This window comes from Actinomadura macrotermitis, assembly GCF_009604375.1.
In the GTDB taxonomy this organism is placed as follows: domain Bacteria; phylum Actinomycetota; class Actinomycetes; order Streptosporangiales; family Streptosporangiaceae; genus Spirillospora; species Spirillospora macrotermitis.
In genome coordinates this window covers 1,433,668-1,450,351 of record NZ_WEGH01000002.1, presented here as the reverse complement: position 1 = coordinate 1,450,351, position 16,684 = coordinate 1,433,668, and the positions used below count along the sequence as shown (strand labels likewise).

Sequence of the window (16,684 nt, the reverse complement as noted above, 5' to 3'; positions counted from 1 at the left end):
AAGGTGGGACGATGGAGCGGCCATGTCCCCGCAGCCCCCGGCTCCGCTGTCCCGTGCCTGCCGCGCGGTGGTCTTCGCCACCGTGTGCGTCGTGCTGGCCACCCTCGGGCACGCCCTGGTGTCGCCGGACGCGGTGCCGCCCTGGGCGGTGCTCACCGGGTTCGGCGGGACGCTGGCGGTCGCGGCGGCCCTCTCCGGGCACGAGCGCTCGCTCGCCACCATCCTCGGCGGCCTGCTCGGCGGCCAGTTCGCGCTGCACAGCCTGTACACGAGCGCGAGCGCGCCGCCCGGCCTGCTGGAGCACCACCCGGCGGCGATGCCCGCCGCGCACCACTCCTCCAGTACGGCGATGACGCTCGCGCACGTCGCCGCGGCCGTGCTGTCGGCCTGGTGGCTGCGGCGCGGTGAACGGGCCGCGTGGGCGCTCGCCCGCCGGCTGGCCGCCCGGCCGCTGCGGCTGCTGCTCTCCGTCGAACCTCCCGCGCCCGCGCCGCGTATCCCGTCGGTACCGGTGGCGTCCTCGCCTCGCCCGAGGTGGCGGGCGCTGCGGCACCAGGTCGTGCGACGGGGTCCCCCGATCCGTTCGAGGGCGCTCGCCTGAGCGCCGTACGTCACCGGACGCCGCCTTCGGCGCTCCGGTCTTCCGGTACGCCTCGAACGGAGAACCTCTCATGCACGCACGCAAGCCCGCCGCTCTCGCCGCGCTGACCGCCGCGCTCGTCATCGGCCTCGCGCCCGCCGCCCTCGCGCACGTCACCGTCAACCCCGGGACGGCCGAGAAGGGCGGTTTCACCAAGGTGTCCTTCCGCGTCCCGAACGAGCGCGCCGACGCCGGCACCACCAAGGTCCAGGTGGGCCTGCCGGCCGACCACCCCGTCGCGTTCGTGTCGGTGCGGCCGGTGCCCGGCTGGACGGTGAAGGTGGAGAAGGCCAAGCTCAAGACGCCCGTGAAGGTCGAGGGCGGCGAGCTCACCGAGGCCGTCTCGCGCATCACCTGGTCCGGCGGGCGGATCGACGCCGGGCAGTTTCAGGAGTTCGACGTCTCCATGGGCCCGCTCCCCGAGGACGCCGACCGGCTGGTGTTCACGGCCGAGCAGACCTATTCGGGCGGCGAGGTCGTCAAGTGGGACCAGGACCCCGGTGACGGCGCGAACGAGCCCGAGCACCCGGCGCCGGTGCTGAAGCTGACGCCGAAGGGCGCCGCGGACGCCAGGCCGGCCGCGCTCACCGCCACCGCCGTCAAGCCCGCCGAGGCCGACGACGGCACCGCCCGGCTGCTCGGCGGCCTCGGCCTCGGCGCCGGCGTGATCGGCATCGCGGCCGGCGGCCTCGGCCTGGCCCGCGCGCGGAGCCGGTCGTGAGGCGCGGGCTCGCCGCGCTGGCGCTCGCCGGGACGGCCGCGCTCGCGCTGCCGCCCGCCCCGGCGCAGGCGCACACCACGCTGCGGTCGTCGGACCCGGCGGCGGGCGCGACGGTCGCCGCGCCGTCCGCGATCACCCTCACCTTCGCCGACCCGGTCATGGTGCCGCAGGTCGTGCTGACCGACGGCGACGGCGGCCGGCACGAGGCGGGCGCCGCGCGGGCGGTGGACGCCAAGGTCACCCAGGCGGTGAACGGCACGCTGCCGAACGGCACCTACCGCGTGGGATGGCGCGTCGTCTCCGTGGACGGGCACCCGGTCAGCGGAACGTTCCGGTTCACGGTGAAGGACTCGACGACGGCCGCCGCCGCGCCCGCGCCCGCGCCGTCCACGGGCCCGGCGGCGAAGGCGTCCTCGGGCGGGGCGGCGCGCTGGCTGTGGGTCGGCCTGGCCGCCGGGGCCGTCGCGCTCGTCGCGGGCGGTGCGGCCCTGGCGCGCCGCTCCCGGGCCGCGTAGCCCGGTTCCGGTCCGCCGGGCGCGTCCCGGCGGACCGGATCCGGCGAAATGATCACCGACGGATGATTACAGCGTTACATTGATTACTCGCCATCGTCCCAAGGCGGGGAACACATGATCGTTGAATACGTCCGCTACCACGTCACCGGCGACCCGGCCGCCTTCGAGGCCGCCTACGCCGAGGCCGCCCGCTCCCTGGCAGCCGCCCCGCAGTGCGTCGACTACGAGCTGACGCGCTGCGCCGAGGAACCGCAGCGGTACATCCTGCGCATCGGCTGGACCTCGGCCGAGGACCACCTGCGGGGCTTCCGCGGCGGCGAGCACTTCGGCGCGTTCTTCGCGGCCATCAAGCCGTACGTGGACCAGATCGAGGAGATGCGCCACTACGAGCGCACCTCCGTGCACGGCGCCGGTGCGTCCGTCCCGACGCTGTACGACTGGGCGGGCGGGGCCGAGGCGTTCGAGCGCCTCACCGAGGCGTTCTACGCCGAGGTCGTCAAGGACGACCTGATCGGCCCGCTGTTCGCCCACATGGACCAGGGCCACCCGCACTACGTCGCGCTGTGGCTCGCCGAGGTGTTCGGCGGCCCGTCCCGCTACAGCGCCGAGCGCGGCGGCTACCACCACATGGTCCGCCAGCACCTCGGCAAGGCCATCGCCGAGCCGCAGCGCCGCCGCTGGGTGAACCTGCTGATGGACGCCGCCGACAAGGTCGGGCTGCCGGACGACCCCGAGTTCCGCGCGGCGTTCGCCGGCTACATCGAGTGGGGCACGCGCCTCGCGCTCGGCAACTCCCAGCCGGACGCGCACCCCCCGCTCGACGCCCCCATGCCCCACTGGGGCTGGGGCGTCGCTCCGCCTTACAACCCCGGCCCGGGGAAGCCCGCCTAGCGGCCCGCCTCCCTGACCGTGCCCGGGCGAGCGCGCATCGCCTCGCGATCGACCCGGCGGGGCTCGCCTCCGGCATCGCCCCGCCGGGTCGGTGGCGCACTCGTGTGATCGTTCAGGTCGCGGCTCAGGTCTTGGGGTTCGCCAGCGTCTTGGCGTCGCCGAACGGCCAGACGACCACGAAGGCACGGCCGACCACGTTCTTCATCGGGATCGTCCCGCCGTCGGGGTCCTCGCGGTGGAAGCGCGAGTCGGCCGAGTCGTTGCGGTGGTCGCCCATCACCCACAGCCGTCCCGCCGGGACGGTGACGTCGAACTTGTCGGCCGAGGGCGCGTTCCCCTCGTGCAGGTAGGAGCGCTCGTCCAGCGGGCGGCCGTTGACCAGGACCGGCGCGCCGCCGCCCGCGCACTGGACGTGGTCGCCCGGGACGCCGATGACGCGCTTGATGTAGTCCTTCTCGCCGTTGGCGACACCGAACCAGCCGCCGACGGTGCGCAGCGCCGTGGAGACGGCGCCGCCGTCGGGCGGCGGCGCCTCGCCCTTCCACGAGCCGGTGCCCCGGAAGACCACGATGTCGCCGCGGCGGATGTCGCGCGTCCGGTAGACGATCTTGTTGACGAGGACCCGGTCACCGACCTGGAGCGTGTTCTCCATCGATCCCGACGGAATGTAGAACGCCTGCACCGCGAACGCCTTGATCAGCATCGCCAGGAGCAGCGCGACCACGATCAGGATGGGGAGTTCCTGCCAGAACGGCCGCTTCTTCTTCTCCGGTCTCTCCTCCGGCGCGTCCGGCTCGTCCGCCGTCACGACCTCCCGGTCCTCACTCGTCATTGATGTCCCTTCGAGACCGAGTCCAGCGTCGCCGGGGGCCGTCCCCCCAGGCAGAACGCACCCAGTATCGGCCCCGGTTCCCCGATTAAGAAGCCACATGCAACTCTCGCCCGGCATAGCGGCGCGTCTTCGGGGCGTCTGTCCTGATGTGCACGAGATACCGAACCGGCCCGCCGCGACCCGCCGCCCGTCGCCGGTCCGCCGTTTCCTGGAGTGGCTGACCCCCGACGGGCGGCACGACGACTGGCTGGAACCCGACCGGCACGACCCGCCGGAGCCGCCGGCGTGCCCCTGCGGGGGGCTGGGAGATTTCCTGGTGCTCCCGACATAGCGGCGGCCCGCTCCCGCGTCATTGATCATGACGTCGAGAGGGGGCGCCCGTGAACCGCGAGGCCCGCGAGAGTTTCACCGAGTTCGTCACGGCGCGCTCCGGCGACCTCAAGCGGCTGGCGTACGTCCTGGCCGGCGACCACCACGCCGCCGAGGAGCTCCTGCAGAACGCGCTGGCCAAGAGCGCCGCCCGCTGGCGGCACATCCGCGACAACCCGGAGGGCTACGTGCGGCGGGCCATGTACAACGAGCAGGTGAGCCGCTGGCGGCGCCGGGGCCGGGAGACGGCCGCGGCCGACCTGCCCGACCCGCCGCAGGACGACCGCAGCGCCGAGGTGGACCTGCGGCTGCTGCTGAAACAGGCGCTGCTGACGCTGCCGCCCCGCAAGCGCGCCGTCCTGGTCCTGCGCTACTACGAGGACCTGCCGGAGGCCGAGGTCGCCGCCATCCTCGGCTGCTCGGTCGGGACGGTGCGCAGCCAGTGCCACCGGGCCGTCGCGCAGCTGCGCGAACGCGTCCCCCGCCTCGCCGACCACCTCGAAGCCTCCCCAGGGATGAGCTGATGGACGATCTGCTGAAAGACGCGCTCCGCCTGATCGCCGCGGACGCCCAGCCGGAGGCGGGCACCGCCGAGCGGGCGCTGCGGCGGGCTTCGCGGCGGCGGCGGACCCAGGTGGCGGCCACGGTGCTCGGCGCCGCCGCCGCGACCGCCGCCGTCGCGGTGCCGTTCGCACTGCCGTCCCCGGCCGCCCCGCCGCCCCCTGCGGTACGGCCGGCGTCCGGCGGGGTGCCGGCGTCCGGCGGGCTGCCCGCCAACACCGCCGAGCAGCTGGCCCTCGCCCGCTCCTGCTTCAACGGCGACCCGGTCGTCTCGCGCAGGGGCGGGGTGGCGCAGAAACCGGACAACAGGCCGGGCGGCAGGGCCCAGGACTTTCGGCTCCTCACCTCGTTCCGGCACGCCCGGGGCCAGGTCCTGTTCCTCGGCAGCGTCAGCGCCTTCCGGCTCTGCCATCTGGACGAGAACGGCCTCCCCTCCCGGGGCGATCTGGCCCCCGATCATCCGGCCCCCGCCTGGGCGAGGCCGCCCGCCACCCCACCGGCCGGCATCCTGGTCGACCTGCTCGGGGGCATGGCCTCCGACCAGCAGAGGCGTGCTCCGGTCCTGTACGAGATGGCCGGCCGGGTGAACCCGAAGGTCGTCCGGCTGGTCGTCACCTGGCGCAGGCAGGGCGGCGGAGCCCCGCCCGTCACGACGGTGGTCCGCCCGGCCGGGGGCTTCTTCGTCAGCGCGGTCCCGGCCGCCTCGATAGCGCCGCCCTGGAAGGCGACCGTCGAGGGCTTCGACGCGGCGGGCCGGCGCGTGATCGAGCGGAGGCCGGCCGAGGACTACGCCCCCCTGCGGACTCCCTGGCCGTGAACGCCGGGGCCCGCCGCCGTCCACGCGGCGGTCGGCCTCCGGCTGACGATCATCGGTCCCGGCCGAGCCTGCCGGACGTGAGCGCCGCGCCGGTGACCGCGAGGGCGGCCAGGACGGCCGCGAAGGCCGTCACGGCCGCGGGGAGCCCGGCGGCGTCGCTGAGGTAGCCGGTCGCGACCGGCAGCGTCCCGGCGGGCAGGTAGCCGCCGACGTTGAGCGCGGCGTTGGCCTCGGCGAGCCGCCCGGCGGGCACGTTCGCGTTCAGCAGCGACAGTCCGCCGAGCTGGCCGAGGCCCTGCCCGGCCCCGGCCAGCAGGGCCGCCGCGACGAGCGCGGGCACCGAGCCCAGGTGCACGGCGGCCAGCAGCGCGGCCATGGCGGCGGCCGTCGCGGCGGCGCCGGTGCACAGGATCGTCCGGACGGCGCGGCGCCCCATCGCGAACTGCACGCCGGTCGCGGCGGCGAACATCGCGAACGCGATGCCGCCCGCGAGCAGCGGGTTCGACGTGCCGAGCAGGCGGGCCAGCAGCGTCGGCCCGAGCGACAGCACGAACGAGGTCGCGGTGATGCCGGGCGCGAACACCGCCACTCCCGCCAGCAGTTGCCGCCGGTTCTCCTTCGGCACCGCGGGGACGCGGATCCAGCGCCCCGTCCCGCCGCCGCCGGGGCGCCGCAGCGGGAGCCGCAGGACCACCACGGCCGCCGAGACCAGCAGCACCGCCTCCAGCACGAAGACGTCCTCGCCGAGCAGGCCCGCCAAGAGGGGGCCGGTGCCCGCGCCGAGGACCATCGCGGCCGACGCGGCGAGCGCGGCGCGGCGCTTGCGGTCGGGCGCGGCGACGTCGGTGACCGCCGCCATGCCCGCCGAGACCGCCGCGCCGACCGCGACGCCGGTCAGCAGGCGGGCGGCGGCGAGCGCGGCGACCGAGCCGGCCGTCGCGAAGATCGCGCAGGCGGCCAGCGCGAGGCCGAGCGCGGGCAGCAGCACCGGGCGGCGGCCGAGCCGGTCGGCGGCGACGCCCGCGGCGAGCAGGGACGCGACCAGCCCGGCGATGTAGCAGGCGAAGACGACCGTCATGGTGCCGGCCGACAGGCCGAGCCGGGCGCGCCAGAGCGGGTACAGCGGGGTCGCGGCGTTGGACAGCGTGAAGACGGCGGTGACCGGCCAGGCGGCCGCCCAGACCAGGCCGGGCGGCGGTGACGGGGGCTTGCGCAGCATGCGGGCTCCTTGTTCGACTTTAGTCGTACCGGTACGAACGGAGTCGAACCTAACACCATTACGAGAAAAGTCGTACAGTGGTCCCATGAGCACCACCGCCTGGCCGCCGCCCCGCCCCGTCCCGGCCGGGGCGCCGGACCCGCTGCCCGAGCCCGCCCGCGACGCGCTGCGCCTGGAGACCGTGCTGGGCGCGCTCAGCGACCCGCTGCGGCTGACGATCGTGCGCAGGCTGCTGCTGGATTCCGAGTCCTTCGACCACACCTGCGGCTGGTTCGGGTTCGACCGCCCCAAGTCCTCGCTCACCCACCACTTCAAGGCGCTGCGCGAGGCGGGGCTGATCCGGCAGCGCCAGTACGGGCTGGAGCGCCGCAGCCACGTCCGGGTGGACGACCTGGAGGACCGCTTCCCCGGCCTGCTCGCCCTCGTCGCCGCCTGGACGCCCTGACTCCCCCCGTCTCACCCCCGTTCGGGGGTGGCGCAGGTCACAGAACCGGCCAAAGATCCTGGTAGGAGCACGTCTACGAGGAGGATCGATGCCGGCAGTCGAGTTCCGGGCGGCGCGGGACTTCCTGCTCGCCCACCGCGAGGACCTCGCGGCGGCGCGGGCCGGGTTCCGCTGGCCCGTGCTCACCGGGTTCAACTGGGCCCTCGACTGGTTCGACAGGATCGCCGAAGGCAACGACCGGCCGGCGCTGTGGATCGTCGAGGAGGACGGCTCGGAGGGCAGGTACTCCTTCGCCGAGCTGTCCCGCCGGTCGGCGCAGGTGGCCAACCGGCTGCGGCGCGCGGGCGTCAAGCGCGGCGACCGGATCATCGTGATGCTCGGCAACCAGGTCGAGCTGTGGGAGACGCTGCTGGCCGCGATGAAGCTCGGCGCGGTGATCATCCCGTGCACGCCGCTGCTCGGCGAGGCCGACCTGGCCGACCGGCTGACCCGCGGCGGGGCCCGGCACGTGGTGGTGTCGTCGGACGACGCGGCCAAGTTCGACGGCGTCCCCGGCGGCTACACCAGGATCGCGGTGGGCGCGCCGGTGGACGGCTGGCTGCGCTACGACGAGGCCTACGGCGAGGACGCGCACTTCACCCACTACGGCACGACCTGCGCCGACGACACCCTGCTGCTCTACTTCACCTCCGGGACGACGGCCCGCCCGAAGCTGGTCGAGCACACCCACGCGTCCTACCCCGTCGGCCACCTGTCCACGATGTACTGGATCGGCCTGCGGCCGGGCGACGTGCACCTGAACATCTCCTCGCCGGGCTGGGCCAAGCACGCGTGGAGCAACGTGTTCGCGCCGTGGAACGCCGAGGCGTGCGTGTTCATCTTCAACTACGCCCGGTTCGACGCGGCCCGGCTGCTCGGCGAGATGGAGCGCTGCGGCGTCACGAGCTTCTGCGCGCCGCCGACGGTGTGGCGGATGCTGATCCAGGCCGACCTCGGCGCGCTGCGCACCCCGCCGCGCGAGGTGGTCGCGGCGGGCGAGCCGCTGAACCCCGAGATCATCGAGCGGGTCCGGGACGCGTGGGGCGTGACGATCCGGGACGGCTTCGGGCAGACCGAGACGACCGTGCAGATCGCCAACACGCCGGGGCAGCCCGTCCGGCCCGGGTCGATGGGGCGGGCCGTCCCCGGCTACGAGGTGGCGCTGGTCGACCCGCTCACCGGCAAGACCGGCGACGAGGGCGAGATCTGCCTGGACCTGTCCGCGCGGCCGCTCGGGCTGATGACCGGCTACCACGGCGACGAGGAACGCACCGCCGAGGCGATGGCGGGCGGTTTCTACCACACCGGCGACATCGGCTCCCGGGACGCCGACGGCTACATCACCTACGTGGGCCGCGCCGACGACGTGTTCAAGGCCTCCGACTACAAGATCTCCCCGTTCGAGCTGGAGAGCGCGCTGATCGAGCACCCGGCGGTGGCCGAGGCGGCGGTCGTGCCGTCCCCCGACCCGGTGCGCCTCGCGGTGCCGAAGGCCTACGTCACGCTCGCCGCCGGGTGGGCGCCGGACGCCGGCACCGCCCGGTCGATCTTCGCGCACAGCCGGGAGCGGCTGTCGCCCTACAAGCGGGTGCGGCTGCTGGAGTTCGGCGAGCTGCCGAAGACGGTCTCCGGCAAGATCCGCCGGGTGGAGCTGCGCGCGAGCGAGGCCGGCAAGCATCCCGATGCCGACGCCCGCCCGGCGGGCGAGTTCCGCGAGGAGGATGTGAAGTGACGCTCTCCTACGCCTCCGGGCCGTCGACGCTGCCGCTGCTCGGCGACACGATCGGCGCGAACCTGGACCGGACCGTCGCCGCGTTCCCCGACCGCGACGCCCTGGTGGAGTGCGAGACCGGCCGCCGCTGGACGTACGCGCAGCTGGCCGCCGAGGTCGACGCCGTCGCCCTCGGCCTGCTGGACCTCGGCGTGGCGCCCGGCGACCGGGTCGGGATCTGGGCGCCGAACCGGGCCGAGTGGTTCCTGGTGCAGTACGCCACCGCCAAGATCGGCGCGATCCTGGTGAACATCAACCCGGCCTACCGGGTGCACGAGCTGCGGTTCGTGCTGGACCAGGCGGGCGTGCGCACGCTGGTCGCCGCGACCGCGTTCAAGACCTCCGACTACGCGGCGATGATCGAGCAGGCGCGGCCCGACTGCCCCGGGCTGCGCGACGTGGTGCTGCTCGGCGGCGAGAGCTGGGACGCGCTGGTCGCGGCGGGCCGCGCCGGCGACCCGGCCCGGCTGGCGGAGATCGGCGCCGGGCTGAGCGCCGACGACCCGATCAACATCCAGTACACCAGCGGCACCACCGGCTTCCCCAAGGGCGCGACGCTGTCGCACCACAACATCCTCAACAACGGCTTCTTCGTCGGCGAGACCTGCGGCTACGACGAGGAGGACCGGATCTGCGTGCCGGTGCCCTTCTACCACTGCTTCGGCATGGTCATGGGGAACCTGGCGGCGACCAGCCACGGCTCGTGCGTGGTGATCCCGGCGGCCGGGTTCGACCCGGCGGCCACGCTCGCGGCGGTGCAGGCCGAGCGGTGCACGTCGCTGTACGGGGTGCCGACGATGTTCATCGCGATGCTGAACGACCCCTCGTTCGGCGAGCGCGACCTGTCCTCGCTGCGCACCGGGATCATGGCCGGGTCGCCGTGCCCGGTCGAGGTGATGAAGCAGGTCATCGAGCGGATGGGGATGGCCGAGGTGACGATCTGCTACGGCATGACCGAGACCTCGCCGGTGTCCACCCAGACCCGCGCGGGCGACTCGCTGGAGCGCCGGGTGTCCACCGTCGGCACCGTCCACCCGCACCTGGAGGTCAAGGTGGTGGACCCGGCGACCGGGACGACGGTGCCGCGCGGCACGCCGGGCGAGTTCTGCACCCGCGGCTACTCGGTGATGCTCGGCTACTGGAACGAGCCGGACAAGACGGCCGAGGCGATCGACCGGGCCCGCTGGATGCACACCGGCGACCTGGCGGTGATGGACGCCGACGGCTTCGTCTCCATCACCGGCCGGATCAAGGACATGGTCATCCGGGGCGGCGAGAACGTCTACCCGCGCGAGGTGGAGGAGTTCCTCTACACCCACCCCGACATCGTGGACGCGCAGGTCATCGGGGTGCCCGACGACAAGTACGGCGAGGAGCTGATGGCGTGGGTGCGGCTGCGGCCCGGCGCCGAGCCGCTCACCGCGGAGACGCTGCGCGAGTTCTGCGACGGCCGGCTCGCCCACTACAAGATCCCCCGCTACGTGCACCTGGTGACGGAGTTCCCGATGACGGTCACCGGGAAGATCCGCAAGGTGCAGATGCGGGAGGAGTCGGTGAAGCTGCTCGGGCTCGGCGACGGCGCGCAGCAGCGGTCCGGGTGACCGGGGTCACGTTTTCGGGCATGCTGGCGTCATGGGCGACGACGTCGGGGCGGTCCGGGCGGCGGTGCTGCGGCTGCAGCGCGCCACCGGCCTGCCCATGGTGTTCGGCGGCGCGCTGGCCGGCCCGGGCCGGATGCGCATCACCGAGCTGGTCGGCGGCACCACCGGCGCGCTGGACGGCCTGGTGGTGCGGCGCGGCAGCGGCCTGGGCGGCAGGGCGATGGACCTCGGGCGGCCGGTATGGCTGAGCGACTACCCGAGGACGTCCTGGATCAGCCACGACTACGACGGGCCGGTCGGCCGCGAGGGGCTGCTGGCCATCGTGGCGGTGCCGGTGCTGGTGCGCCGCAGCGTGCGGGGCGTGCTGTACGGGGCGCTGCGCGAGCCGCTGGCGCTGGCCGACCGGGTCGTCGCGGCGGCCGTCGGCGCGGCCCGCGACCTGGAGCAGGAGCTGGCGGTGCGTGACGCCGCCGACCGCGCCCTGGGCGCGCCCGCCCCGGCGCCGGCCGCCGCGGCGTGGGAGGAGGTCCGCGCGGTGCACGCCGAGCTGCGCGACCTGGCCGAGAAGGTCGGCGACCCGGCGGTCCGCGAGCGGCTGCTGGCGGCGTCGACCCGGCTCGCCGCCGCCGGGCACGGCGGCCCGCCGCCGCGCCCCGCGCTGTCGCCGCGCGAGCTGGACGTGCTGTCGCAGGTCGCGCTCGGCCGCACCAACGCCGAGGCGGCCGAGCGGCTCGGGCTGCTGCCCGAGACGGTCAAGAGCTATCTGCGGTCGGCGATGCGCAAGCTCGACAGCCACACCCGCCTGGAGGCGGTCACCGCGGCACGCCGCGCGGGCCTGCTGCCCTGAGGCGGCAGGCCCGCACGCGCTCCCTTAGGAGAGGGCGACCGGGGGCACCGGGCCGAGGCCCTTCCAGAAGGCGCAGTTGCTCTGCTGCGCGGTGTCGGTGGTGTGGATGCCACCCGCGCCGATCCCGAGGGACAGCACGTCGCCGTTCGACCGGTAGGCCGCCCAGGCGGGCGCGTCCTGGGCCGCGGGGCGGCCCCGGCGGGCGAAGGAGGTCCAGTACCCGACCATGGCGTCGGAGAGCCGCTGCTGCTCGTCGTTCAGCGCCCCGAGCATGTTCGGGAACAGGAAGGACAGCTCGGTCGCGTGCTCGGCTCCCTCGTCGAAGCCGGGCACGTTGACCAGCGGCGGCGCGGTCCGGTCCGCGAACTGGTAGGCGTACACGGGCACGCCGGCGTCCCGGAACAGGTCGAACGCCTTCACGTGCTCGCAGGTGGAGATGACGTTGCCGTGATCGGTGGCCACCGCGGCCAGCGCGATCCGCGGCTCGGGGTAGTTGCCCACCGGGTAGCGGGCGAGCACCTGGTCGGCCTTGTCGCCGTAGGTGGAGCGGACCAGGCCCTCGTACCGCTCCGCGGTGATCGGCAGCGGGTTGAGCAGGGACACGTACAGCCGCATCTCGTCCAGCGTGCTGCCGTGCAGCACCGGGACGCGGTTGAACCGGCCGCGCGCGATCGCCGTGGCGGGGGTCAGCGGCAGCACCTTGTCGCCGCCCGACACCGGGCCCCACTGCAGGCCCCGCGCCTTGGCCACGTCCAGCAGCGTCTTGACCGGCAGGGCCCGCAGGCACTCCACGGCGGTGGCCTCGTCGGCGCAGCCCACGGCCGCGGCGAACGCCTGCGCGTCCGCCTCCGCCTTGGCGGTGGTGCGGGTCGGGGCGGCGCAGCTGTAGCTCTGCACGATGGCCTTGTGGAACAGCCCGGCGGCCGTCGGCGAGGCGATGCTCGCGCAGGCGTCGTTGGCCCCGGCGGACTCGCCGAACAGCGTCACGTTGTCCGCGTCGCCGCCGAAGGCCTGGATGTTGCGCCGCACCCACCGCAGCGCGGCCTGCTGGTCGAGCAGGCCGTAGTTGCCGGCCTGCAGGTCGCGGTCGGGGCCCGACTCCAGGCCCGGGTGGCCGAGCCAGCCGAGGGCGCCGAGGCGGTAGTTGACGGTGACGACGACGGCCCCGCCGTTCACCGCCAGCTTGGACGCGTTGTAGACGGCGCCGCTCCCGGAGGTGTTGCTGCCGCCGTGCAGCCACACCATCACGGGCGCCTTGCGGAGGTCGCGCCGCGCGGGCGTGGTGACGTTCAGGTAGAGGCAGTCCTCGTCCAGCGACGACGTCGGGCTGCCCACCCCCGGCAGCTGCGCGCACGCGCTGCGCGGGAACGTGGCGTCGCGGACGTCCGGCCAGGCCGGCGCCGGCTGCGGCGGCCGCCACCGCAGGTTCCCGACGGGGGCCGCGGCGAACGGGATGCCCTGGAAGAGCCGGCGCCCGGCGCCGGCCTCCCCGCGGACGGTCCCCTTGTCCGTCCGGACCAGGACGGACGTGCCGTCCGGCGCGGTGTCGGCCCCGGCCGGGCCCGCGACGGCGAACGGGGCCACCGCCGACATGAGCGACAGGGCGACCAGCAGGGGTCTGCGCATGGATGTCATTCGACGATCTTGCACGCCGCATCCCCGGCGAACGATGGGCTTTCGCCCCAAATCCCCAGGGCTCCTTGGTGCCGCCGCACAAGGCCCGCGACGATCGGCCCGGTGCTCGGCGGCTCGGCCCCCGTCAGGCGTGCCGGCACCGCACCGGGCCCCGATCGTCCCTCTTTGCGAACAAGAACGTTCATCTTATCCCGCGCCGCCCGGTTGGTACGTTGGAGCGGTGGAATCCCCGCCGTTCGGCACCCTGCCGCGGGGACGTCATCACCTGACCCGCGAGCAGGTCGCCGCGTCCCAGCGCGAGCGGCTGCTCCAGGGCATGGTGGAGGTCGTCGCGGAGAAGGGGTACGCGCACTGCTCCGTCGCCGACGTGCTGAAGCGGGCGCGGGTGTCGCGCGAGACGTTCTACCAGCACTTCGCCGACCGGCACGCCTGCTTCCTGGCCGCCTACGCGCTCGCCGCCGACCTGCTGATCGACGTGGTCGCCGGCGCGGCGGCGGGCACCCCGCCGGCCGACCGGTTCGCCGCCGCCCTCGACGCCTACCTGCGGGCGCTCGCCGCCGACGGGCCGCGCGCCCGCGTGTTCCTGCTGGAGATCTACGCGGCCGGGCCGGACGCGGCGGTGCGGCGGTTCGAGGTGCAGCGCCGGTTCGTCGAGCTGGTCGGCGCGATGCTGCTCGCCGACGAGCGGTGGGCGCGGCTGCCCGATCCCGGGTTCGCCTGCCGGATGCTGATCGGCGGGATCTCCGCGCTGGTCAGCGGCCGGGTCGCGGCCGGTGAGCACGCCGCGCTGCCGGAGCTGCACGCCCCGATCGTGGCGCACGTCCGCTCCCTGCTGGAGCGCTGAGCCACGCCTTCCGCCCACATCACGGCGGCCGGCGGGCCGCCGGTCCCGCGCTTTCCCTACTCCCGTCCGCCCTGCTCTCCACCACGGCGCAGCGACCGGCCCGGGAGGGCGCCCGTCGGCCGGCCGTCGTCGATCACGAAGACCCCGTTGACCAGTACGTGCGGGATGCCCTCCGGCCGCCGGCGCGGCTCGGCGAACGTGGCGGTGTCGCGCACCCGGGCCGGGTCGAACAGCACCAGGTCGGCGCGGGCGCCGGGGCGCACGACGCCGCGGTCCGTCAGCCCGAGGCGGCGGGCGGGGCGGCCGGTGAGGTGCGCGACGCACTCCTCCAGGGACAGCACGCCGAGGTCGCGCACGTAGTGGCCGAGGTAGCGCGGGAAGGTGCCCCAGGCGCGCGGATGCGGCTTGGCGGCGGTGCTTGCTTCATTAATCAGGGGAAGAAGACCGTCGCTGCCGCCGGTGTGCGCGGGGTGCCGCATGATCGCCCGGACGTTCTCCTCGTTCCCGACGTGCTGCAGGATCGTGGTGGACAGGTCGTCCGCGATCAGCCGGGCGCAGCAGGCGTCGAACCCGCCGAGCCCGGCGACGGTGCGGCCGACCACGGCCGGGTCGGGCGAGCCGGAGATCTCGATGGTCTCCCAGTCGACCGGGACGCCCTGGCAGCCGTCCGAGCCGGCCACCTCCAGGTCGTGGCGGATGCGGGCGCGGGCGGCGGGGTCGGCGAGGCGGGCCAGGATCGCGGCGGGCCCGCCCTCGGACGCCCAGCTCGGCAGCAGCGCCGCCAGCGTCGTGGAGCCCGGCAGGTAGGGGTAGGTGTCCAGGGTGATGTCGCAGCCCGCCGCGAGCGCGTCGTCCAGCAGCTTCAGCAGCTCGCCGGCGCGGCCCCGGTTGACCTCGAAGTTCATCGTCGCGTGCGCCAGGTGCAGCGGGCAGCCCGAGCGCCGCGACAACTCGATCATCTCGGCGTAGGCCTCCAGTGCGCCCGCGCCGTAGGAGCGGTGGTGCGGCGAGTAGTAGCCGCCGTGCTCGGCGACGACCCGGCACAGCTCGTGCAGTTCGTCCGCCGACGCGTACATGCCGGGCGCGTAGGTGAGGCCGCTGGACATGCCGACGGCGCCCTCGCGCAGGCCGGCCGCGACGAGCTCGCGCTGCCGGTCCATCTCGGCCCCGGTCGGCGGCCGGGCGTCCCAGCCCATCACCAGCATCCGCACCGTCCCCTGCGGGACCAGGTAGGCGGCGTTGACGGCGATGCCCGCGTCGAGCCGGTCCAGGTACTCGCCGACGCTCCGCCAGTTCCAGTCGAAACCGGGCGGGTCGCCGTTCCAGCCCGCGACGGCCTGCCGGATCTGCGGCAGCGTCCGGTCGTCGGCGGGGGCGTAGGACAGGCCGTCCTGCCCGATGACCTCGGTGGTGACGCCCTGCGCGACCTTGGCCTCGTGGCCGGGGTCGGTGAGCAGGGCCAGGTCGGAGTGGGCGTGCATGTCGATGAAGCCGGGCGCGAGGACGAGCCCGGCGGCGTCGACCACGCGGCGCCCGGTGGCGGGCTCCCCGACGCTCTCGATCCGGCCGGCGGTGACGGCGACGTCGGCGACCCGGGCGGGGGCGCCGGTGCCGTCCACGACGGTCGCGGACCGGAAGAGCAGATCGGCCATCAGAACCATGTCCGGACGAGGTCGACGACGACGGGCTTGTCGGCGTCGGCGTCGTCCAGGACGGGGATGAGCGACCACTTGTCCAGCGCGGTGCAGGGGTGGGACAGGCCGAGCCGGACCACCTCGCCGACCTGCGCGTCGGCGTCCACCAGGAAGGTGTGCTGGTCGTTCATCGCGGTGGTGCGCGCGCCGCGCACCGGGTTCTCGCCCCGGCCGCGGACCAGCTGCGGCACCGGCAGGCCCTCGTCGAACGGCAGGTCGCGCTTGCCGGCGTCCAGCAGCGCCAGCGCCGGCTCGGGCCGGGAGACGACGCGGGCCCAGCCGTGCATGGCCGAGCGGAGCGCGGTGCCGTCGCCGCGCGAGAACGGCGAGGTGCGGCGGTAGTAGCCGTCGTCGTGGACGATGTAGGCGCCCGAACGCAGCACGACGCGGGCGTCCACCTCGCCGAGGACCTGCACGACCTGGTCGAAGTAGGTGCTGCCGCCGGCGGTGACGATCGGGTCGTCGGTCTCGTGCTCCAGCCGCCCGCTGAGGGCGGCGAGGCGGCGCAGGTAGCCGTCCACGGCGGCGAGGCCGTCGGCGGAGGTGTCGTGGGCGAGCGCGCCCTCGTATCCGGCCGCGCCGACGAGCCGCAGCGTGCGGGACTTGCGGACGGCGTCGGCGATGGCGAGCGCCTCGTCGTCGTCGCGCACACCCGTGCGGCCGTGCGGTCCGCCGAGCTCGACGCAGACACTCACGGGGCGCTGCGCGCGCGCCAGGCGCAGGGCCTGGTCCATCAACTCGACCGAACGCACCGAATCGACCCAGGAGATGAACTCCAGATCGGGGTCGTCGTCCTGCTCGCCCGCCAGCCACGCCAGGCCGGCCTCGTCCAGCAGCGAGTTGGCCAGCATGAGGCGGTCGAAGCCGAACGCGCGGGCGACGCGGAGCTGCGGCAGGTTCGCCAGCGTGATGCCCCAGGCGCCGGCGTCCAACTGGCGGCGCCACAGCGCGGGCGCCATCGTCGTCTTGCCGTGCGGGGCCAGCTCGACGCCCGCCTCCCGCACCCAGTCCGCCATGACCCGGACGTTGTGGTCGAGGGCGCCCGCGTCCAGCGTCAGCAGGGGCGTGCCGAACTCGTCCAGGGAGGGCCGGGCGTCCAGGTACTCGCCGGCCGTGGCGCCGTGCGCGGAGGCCGGCAGCGCCTTGTACCGCCAGTCGAGAACGGCGCTGTCATCCCATACGGCATCCATCCGGCCTCCTCTGTTGCACATAGTGCAACGAACATTGCATAGTGCGCTTTTGC

General features: G+C 74.5%; 17 protein-coding genes. 12 read left to right on the top strand and 5 right to left on the bottom strand.

The genetic code is table 11. From position 1 onward, the window contains the following. Positions 1 to 22: 22 nt before the first annotated feature. The 4 genes from ACRB68_RS18695 to ACRB68_RS18680 all read left to right on the top strand — a co-directional run bounded on the left by ACRB68_RS18695 (position 23) and on the right by ACRB68_RS18680 (position 2,767). Positions 23 to 601: a hypothetical protein gene (locus tag ACRB68_RS18695; protein WP_153533843.1), complete on the top strand. Its 579-nt coding sequence runs from the start codon at positions 23 to 25 to the stop codon at positions 599 to 601. Between the two features lie 70 nt (positions 602 to 671). Continuing rightward, positions 672 to 1,361 (top strand): YcnI family copper-binding membrane protein, encoded by a 690-nt coding sequence (locus tag ACRB68_RS18690; protein ID WP_153533841.1) that lies wholly within the window; start codon positions 672 to 674, stop codon positions 1,359 to 1,361. Continuing rightward, on the top strand, positions 1,358 to 1,876 hold the full coding sequence (locus tag ACRB68_RS18685) for a copper resistance CopC family protein (RefSeq protein ID WP_328594399.1): 519 nt from the start codon (positions 1,358 to 1,360) through the stop codon (positions 1,874 to 1,876). The genes ACRB68_RS18690 and ACRB68_RS18685 overlap by 4 nt, the downstream gene beginning before the upstream one ends. Before the next feature lie 114 nt (positions 1,877 to 1,990). Beyond that, positions 1,991 to 2,767: a group II truncated hemoglobin gene (locus ACRB68_RS18680; RefSeq protein WP_153533840.1), complete on the top strand. Its 777-nt coding sequence runs from the start codon at positions 1,991 to 1,993 to the stop codon at positions 2,765 to 2,767. Between the two features lie 124 nt (positions 2,768 to 2,891). On the opposite strand, the gene lepB is transcribed toward ACRB68_RS18680, so the two are convergent. Continuing rightward, on the bottom strand, positions 2,892 to 3,599 hold the full coding sequence (lepB, locus tag ACRB68_RS18675) for a signal peptidase I (RefSeq protein ID WP_153533838.1): 708 nt from the start codon (positions 3,597 to 3,599) through the stop codon (positions 2,892 to 2,894). Positions 3,600 to 3,747: 148 nt separating this feature from the next. Here lepB and ACRB68_RS18670 point away from each other — a divergent pair, with 148 nt between their 5' ends. From ACRB68_RS18670 to ACRB68_RS18660, 3 genes are read left to right on the top strand one after another with little or no spacing between them, the layout of a single operon-like run. After that, positions 3,748 to 3,930 (top strand): hypothetical protein, encoded by a 183-nt coding sequence (locus tag ACRB68_RS18670; protein ID WP_153533836.1) that lies wholly within the window; start codon positions 3,748 to 3,750, stop codon positions 3,928 to 3,930. A 49-nt stretch (positions 3,931 to 3,979) separates the two neighbouring features. Continuing rightward, positions 3,980 to 4,492 (top strand): SigE family RNA polymerase sigma factor, encoded by a 513-nt coding sequence (locus ACRB68_RS18665; RefSeq protein ID WP_328594398.1) that lies wholly within the window; start codon positions 3,980 to 3,982, stop codon positions 4,490 to 4,492. After that, on the top strand, positions 4,492 to 5,346 hold the full coding sequence (locus ACRB68_RS18660; RefSeq protein ID WP_153533834.1) for a hypothetical protein: 855 nt from the start codon (positions 4,492 to 4,494) through the stop codon (positions 5,344 to 5,346). The genes ACRB68_RS18665 and ACRB68_RS18660 overlap by 1 nt, the downstream gene beginning before the upstream one ends. A 49-nt stretch (positions 5,347 to 5,395) precedes the next feature. Here ACRB68_RS18660 and ACRB68_RS18655 read toward each other — a convergent pair whose 3' ends face one another. Then, a complete protein-coding gene (locus ACRB68_RS18655) occupies positions 5,396 to 6,565 on the bottom strand; it encodes an MFS transporter (protein ID WP_153533832.1) in 1,170 nt (389 codons plus the stop codon). Between the two features lie 85 nt (positions 6,566 to 6,650). On the opposite strand from ACRB68_RS18655, the gene ACRB68_RS18650 reads away from it, so the two are divergent. The 4 genes from ACRB68_RS18650 to ACRB68_RS18635 all read left to right on the top strand — a co-directional run bounded on the left by ACRB68_RS18650 (position 6,651) and on the right by ACRB68_RS18635 (position 11,268). After that, entirely contained in the window at positions 6,651 to 7,010 is a 360-nt protein-coding gene (locus ACRB68_RS18650) for an ArsR/SmtB family transcription factor (protein ID WP_153533830.1), read from the top strand. An 88-nt stretch (positions 7,011 to 7,098) separates the two neighbouring features. Beyond that, a complete protein-coding gene (locus ACRB68_RS18645; protein WP_153533828.1) occupies positions 7,099 to 8,781 on the top strand; it encodes an AMP-binding protein in 1,683 nt (560 codons plus the stop codon). Next, entirely contained in the window at positions 8,778 to 10,421 is a 1,644-nt protein-coding gene (locus ACRB68_RS18640) for an AMP-binding protein (protein ID WP_328594396.1), read from the top strand. The genes ACRB68_RS18645 and ACRB68_RS18640 overlap by 4 nt, the downstream gene beginning before the upstream one ends. 31 nt (positions 10,422 to 10,452) lie before the next feature. Then, positions 10,453 to 11,268: a helix-turn-helix transcriptional regulator gene (locus ACRB68_RS18635; protein ID WP_153533826.1), complete on the top strand. Its 816-nt coding sequence runs from the start codon at positions 10,453 to 10,455 to the stop codon at positions 11,266 to 11,268. A gap of 24 nt (positions 11,269 to 11,292) precedes the next feature. Here ACRB68_RS18635 and ACRB68_RS18630 read toward each other — a convergent pair whose 3' ends face one another. Next, positions 11,293 to 12,894, bottom strand: coding sequence for a carboxylesterase/lipase family protein (locus ACRB68_RS18630; protein WP_194293360.1), 1,602 nt, complete (start codon positions 12,892 to 12,894; stop codon positions 11,293 to 11,295). A 229-nt stretch (positions 12,895 to 13,123) separates the two neighbouring features. On the opposite strand from ACRB68_RS18630, the gene ACRB68_RS18625 reads away from it, so the two are divergent. Then, positions 13,124 to 13,747, top strand: a complete 624-nt coding sequence (locus ACRB68_RS18625) for a TetR/AcrR family transcriptional regulator (protein WP_207709729.1) — start codon at positions 13,124 to 13,126, stop codon at positions 13,745 to 13,747. A gap of 56 nt (positions 13,748 to 13,803) precedes the next feature. Here ACRB68_RS18625 and ACRB68_RS18620 read toward each other — a convergent pair whose 3' ends face one another. Then, on the bottom strand, positions 13,804 to 15,399 hold the full coding sequence (locus tag ACRB68_RS18620; protein ID WP_153533822.1) for an N-acyl-D-amino-acid deacylase family protein: 1,596 nt from the start codon (positions 15,397 to 15,399) through the stop codon (positions 13,804 to 13,806). Continuing rightward, positions 15,399 to 16,631 (bottom strand): amino acid deaminase, encoded by a 1,233-nt coding sequence (locus ACRB68_RS18615; RefSeq protein ID WP_153533820.1) that lies wholly within the window; start codon positions 16,629 to 16,631, stop codon positions 15,399 to 15,401. Before ACRB68_RS18615 ends, ACRB68_RS18620 begins: the two co-directional genes overlap by 1 nt. Positions 16,632 to 16,684 lie beyond the last annotated feature (53 nt).

Excerpts from the sequence above, each read along its gene's own strand:
- ACRB68_RS18695 (WP_153533843.1), top strand. The coding sequence starts at position 23 with ATGTCCCCGCAGCCCCCGGCTCCGCTGTCCCGTGCCTGCCGCGCGGTG.
- ACRB68_RS18690 (WP_153533841.1), top strand. The coding sequence starts at position 672 with ATGCACGCACGCAAGCCCGCCGCTCTCGCCGCGCTGACCGCCGCGCTC.
- ACRB68_RS18680 (WP_153533840.1), top strand. The coding sequence starts at position 1,991 with ATGATCGTTGAATACGTCCGCTACCACGTCACCGGCGACCCGGCCGCC.
- lepB (WP_153533838.1), bottom strand. The coding sequence starts at position 3,599 with ATGACGAGTGAGGACCGGGAGGTCGTGACGGCGGACGAGCCGGACGCG.
- ACRB68_RS18660 (WP_153533834.1), top strand. The coding sequence starts at position 4,492 with ATGGACGATCTGCTGAAAGACGCGCTCCGCCTGATCGCCGCGGACGCC.
- ACRB68_RS18655 (WP_153533832.1), bottom strand. The coding sequence starts at position 6,565 with ATGCTGCGCAAGCCCCCGTCACCGCCGCCCGGCCTGGTCTGGGCGGCC.
- ACRB68_RS18650 (WP_153533830.1), top strand. The coding sequence starts at position 6,651 with ATGAGCACCACCGCCTGGCCGCCGCCCCGCCCCGTCCCGGCCGGGGCG.
- ACRB68_RS18645 (WP_153533828.1), top strand. The coding sequence starts at position 7,099 with ATGCCGGCAGTCGAGTTCCGGGCGGCGCGGGACTTCCTGCTCGCCCAC.
- ACRB68_RS18635 (WP_153533826.1), top strand. The coding sequence starts at position 10,453 with ATGGGCGACGACGTCGGGGCGGTCCGGGCGGCGGTGCTGCGGCTGCAG.
- ACRB68_RS18630 (WP_194293360.1), bottom strand. The coding sequence starts at position 12,894 with ATGCGCAGACCCCTGCTGGTCGCCCTGTCGCTCATGTCGGCGGTGGCC.
- ACRB68_RS18620 (WP_153533822.1), bottom strand. The coding sequence starts at position 15,399 with ATGGCCGATCTGCTCTTCCGGTCCGCGACCGTCGTGGACGGCACCGGC.
- ACRB68_RS18615 (WP_153533820.1), bottom strand. The coding sequence starts at position 16,631 with ATGGATGCCGTATGGGATGACAGCGCCGTTCTCGACTGGCGGTACAAG.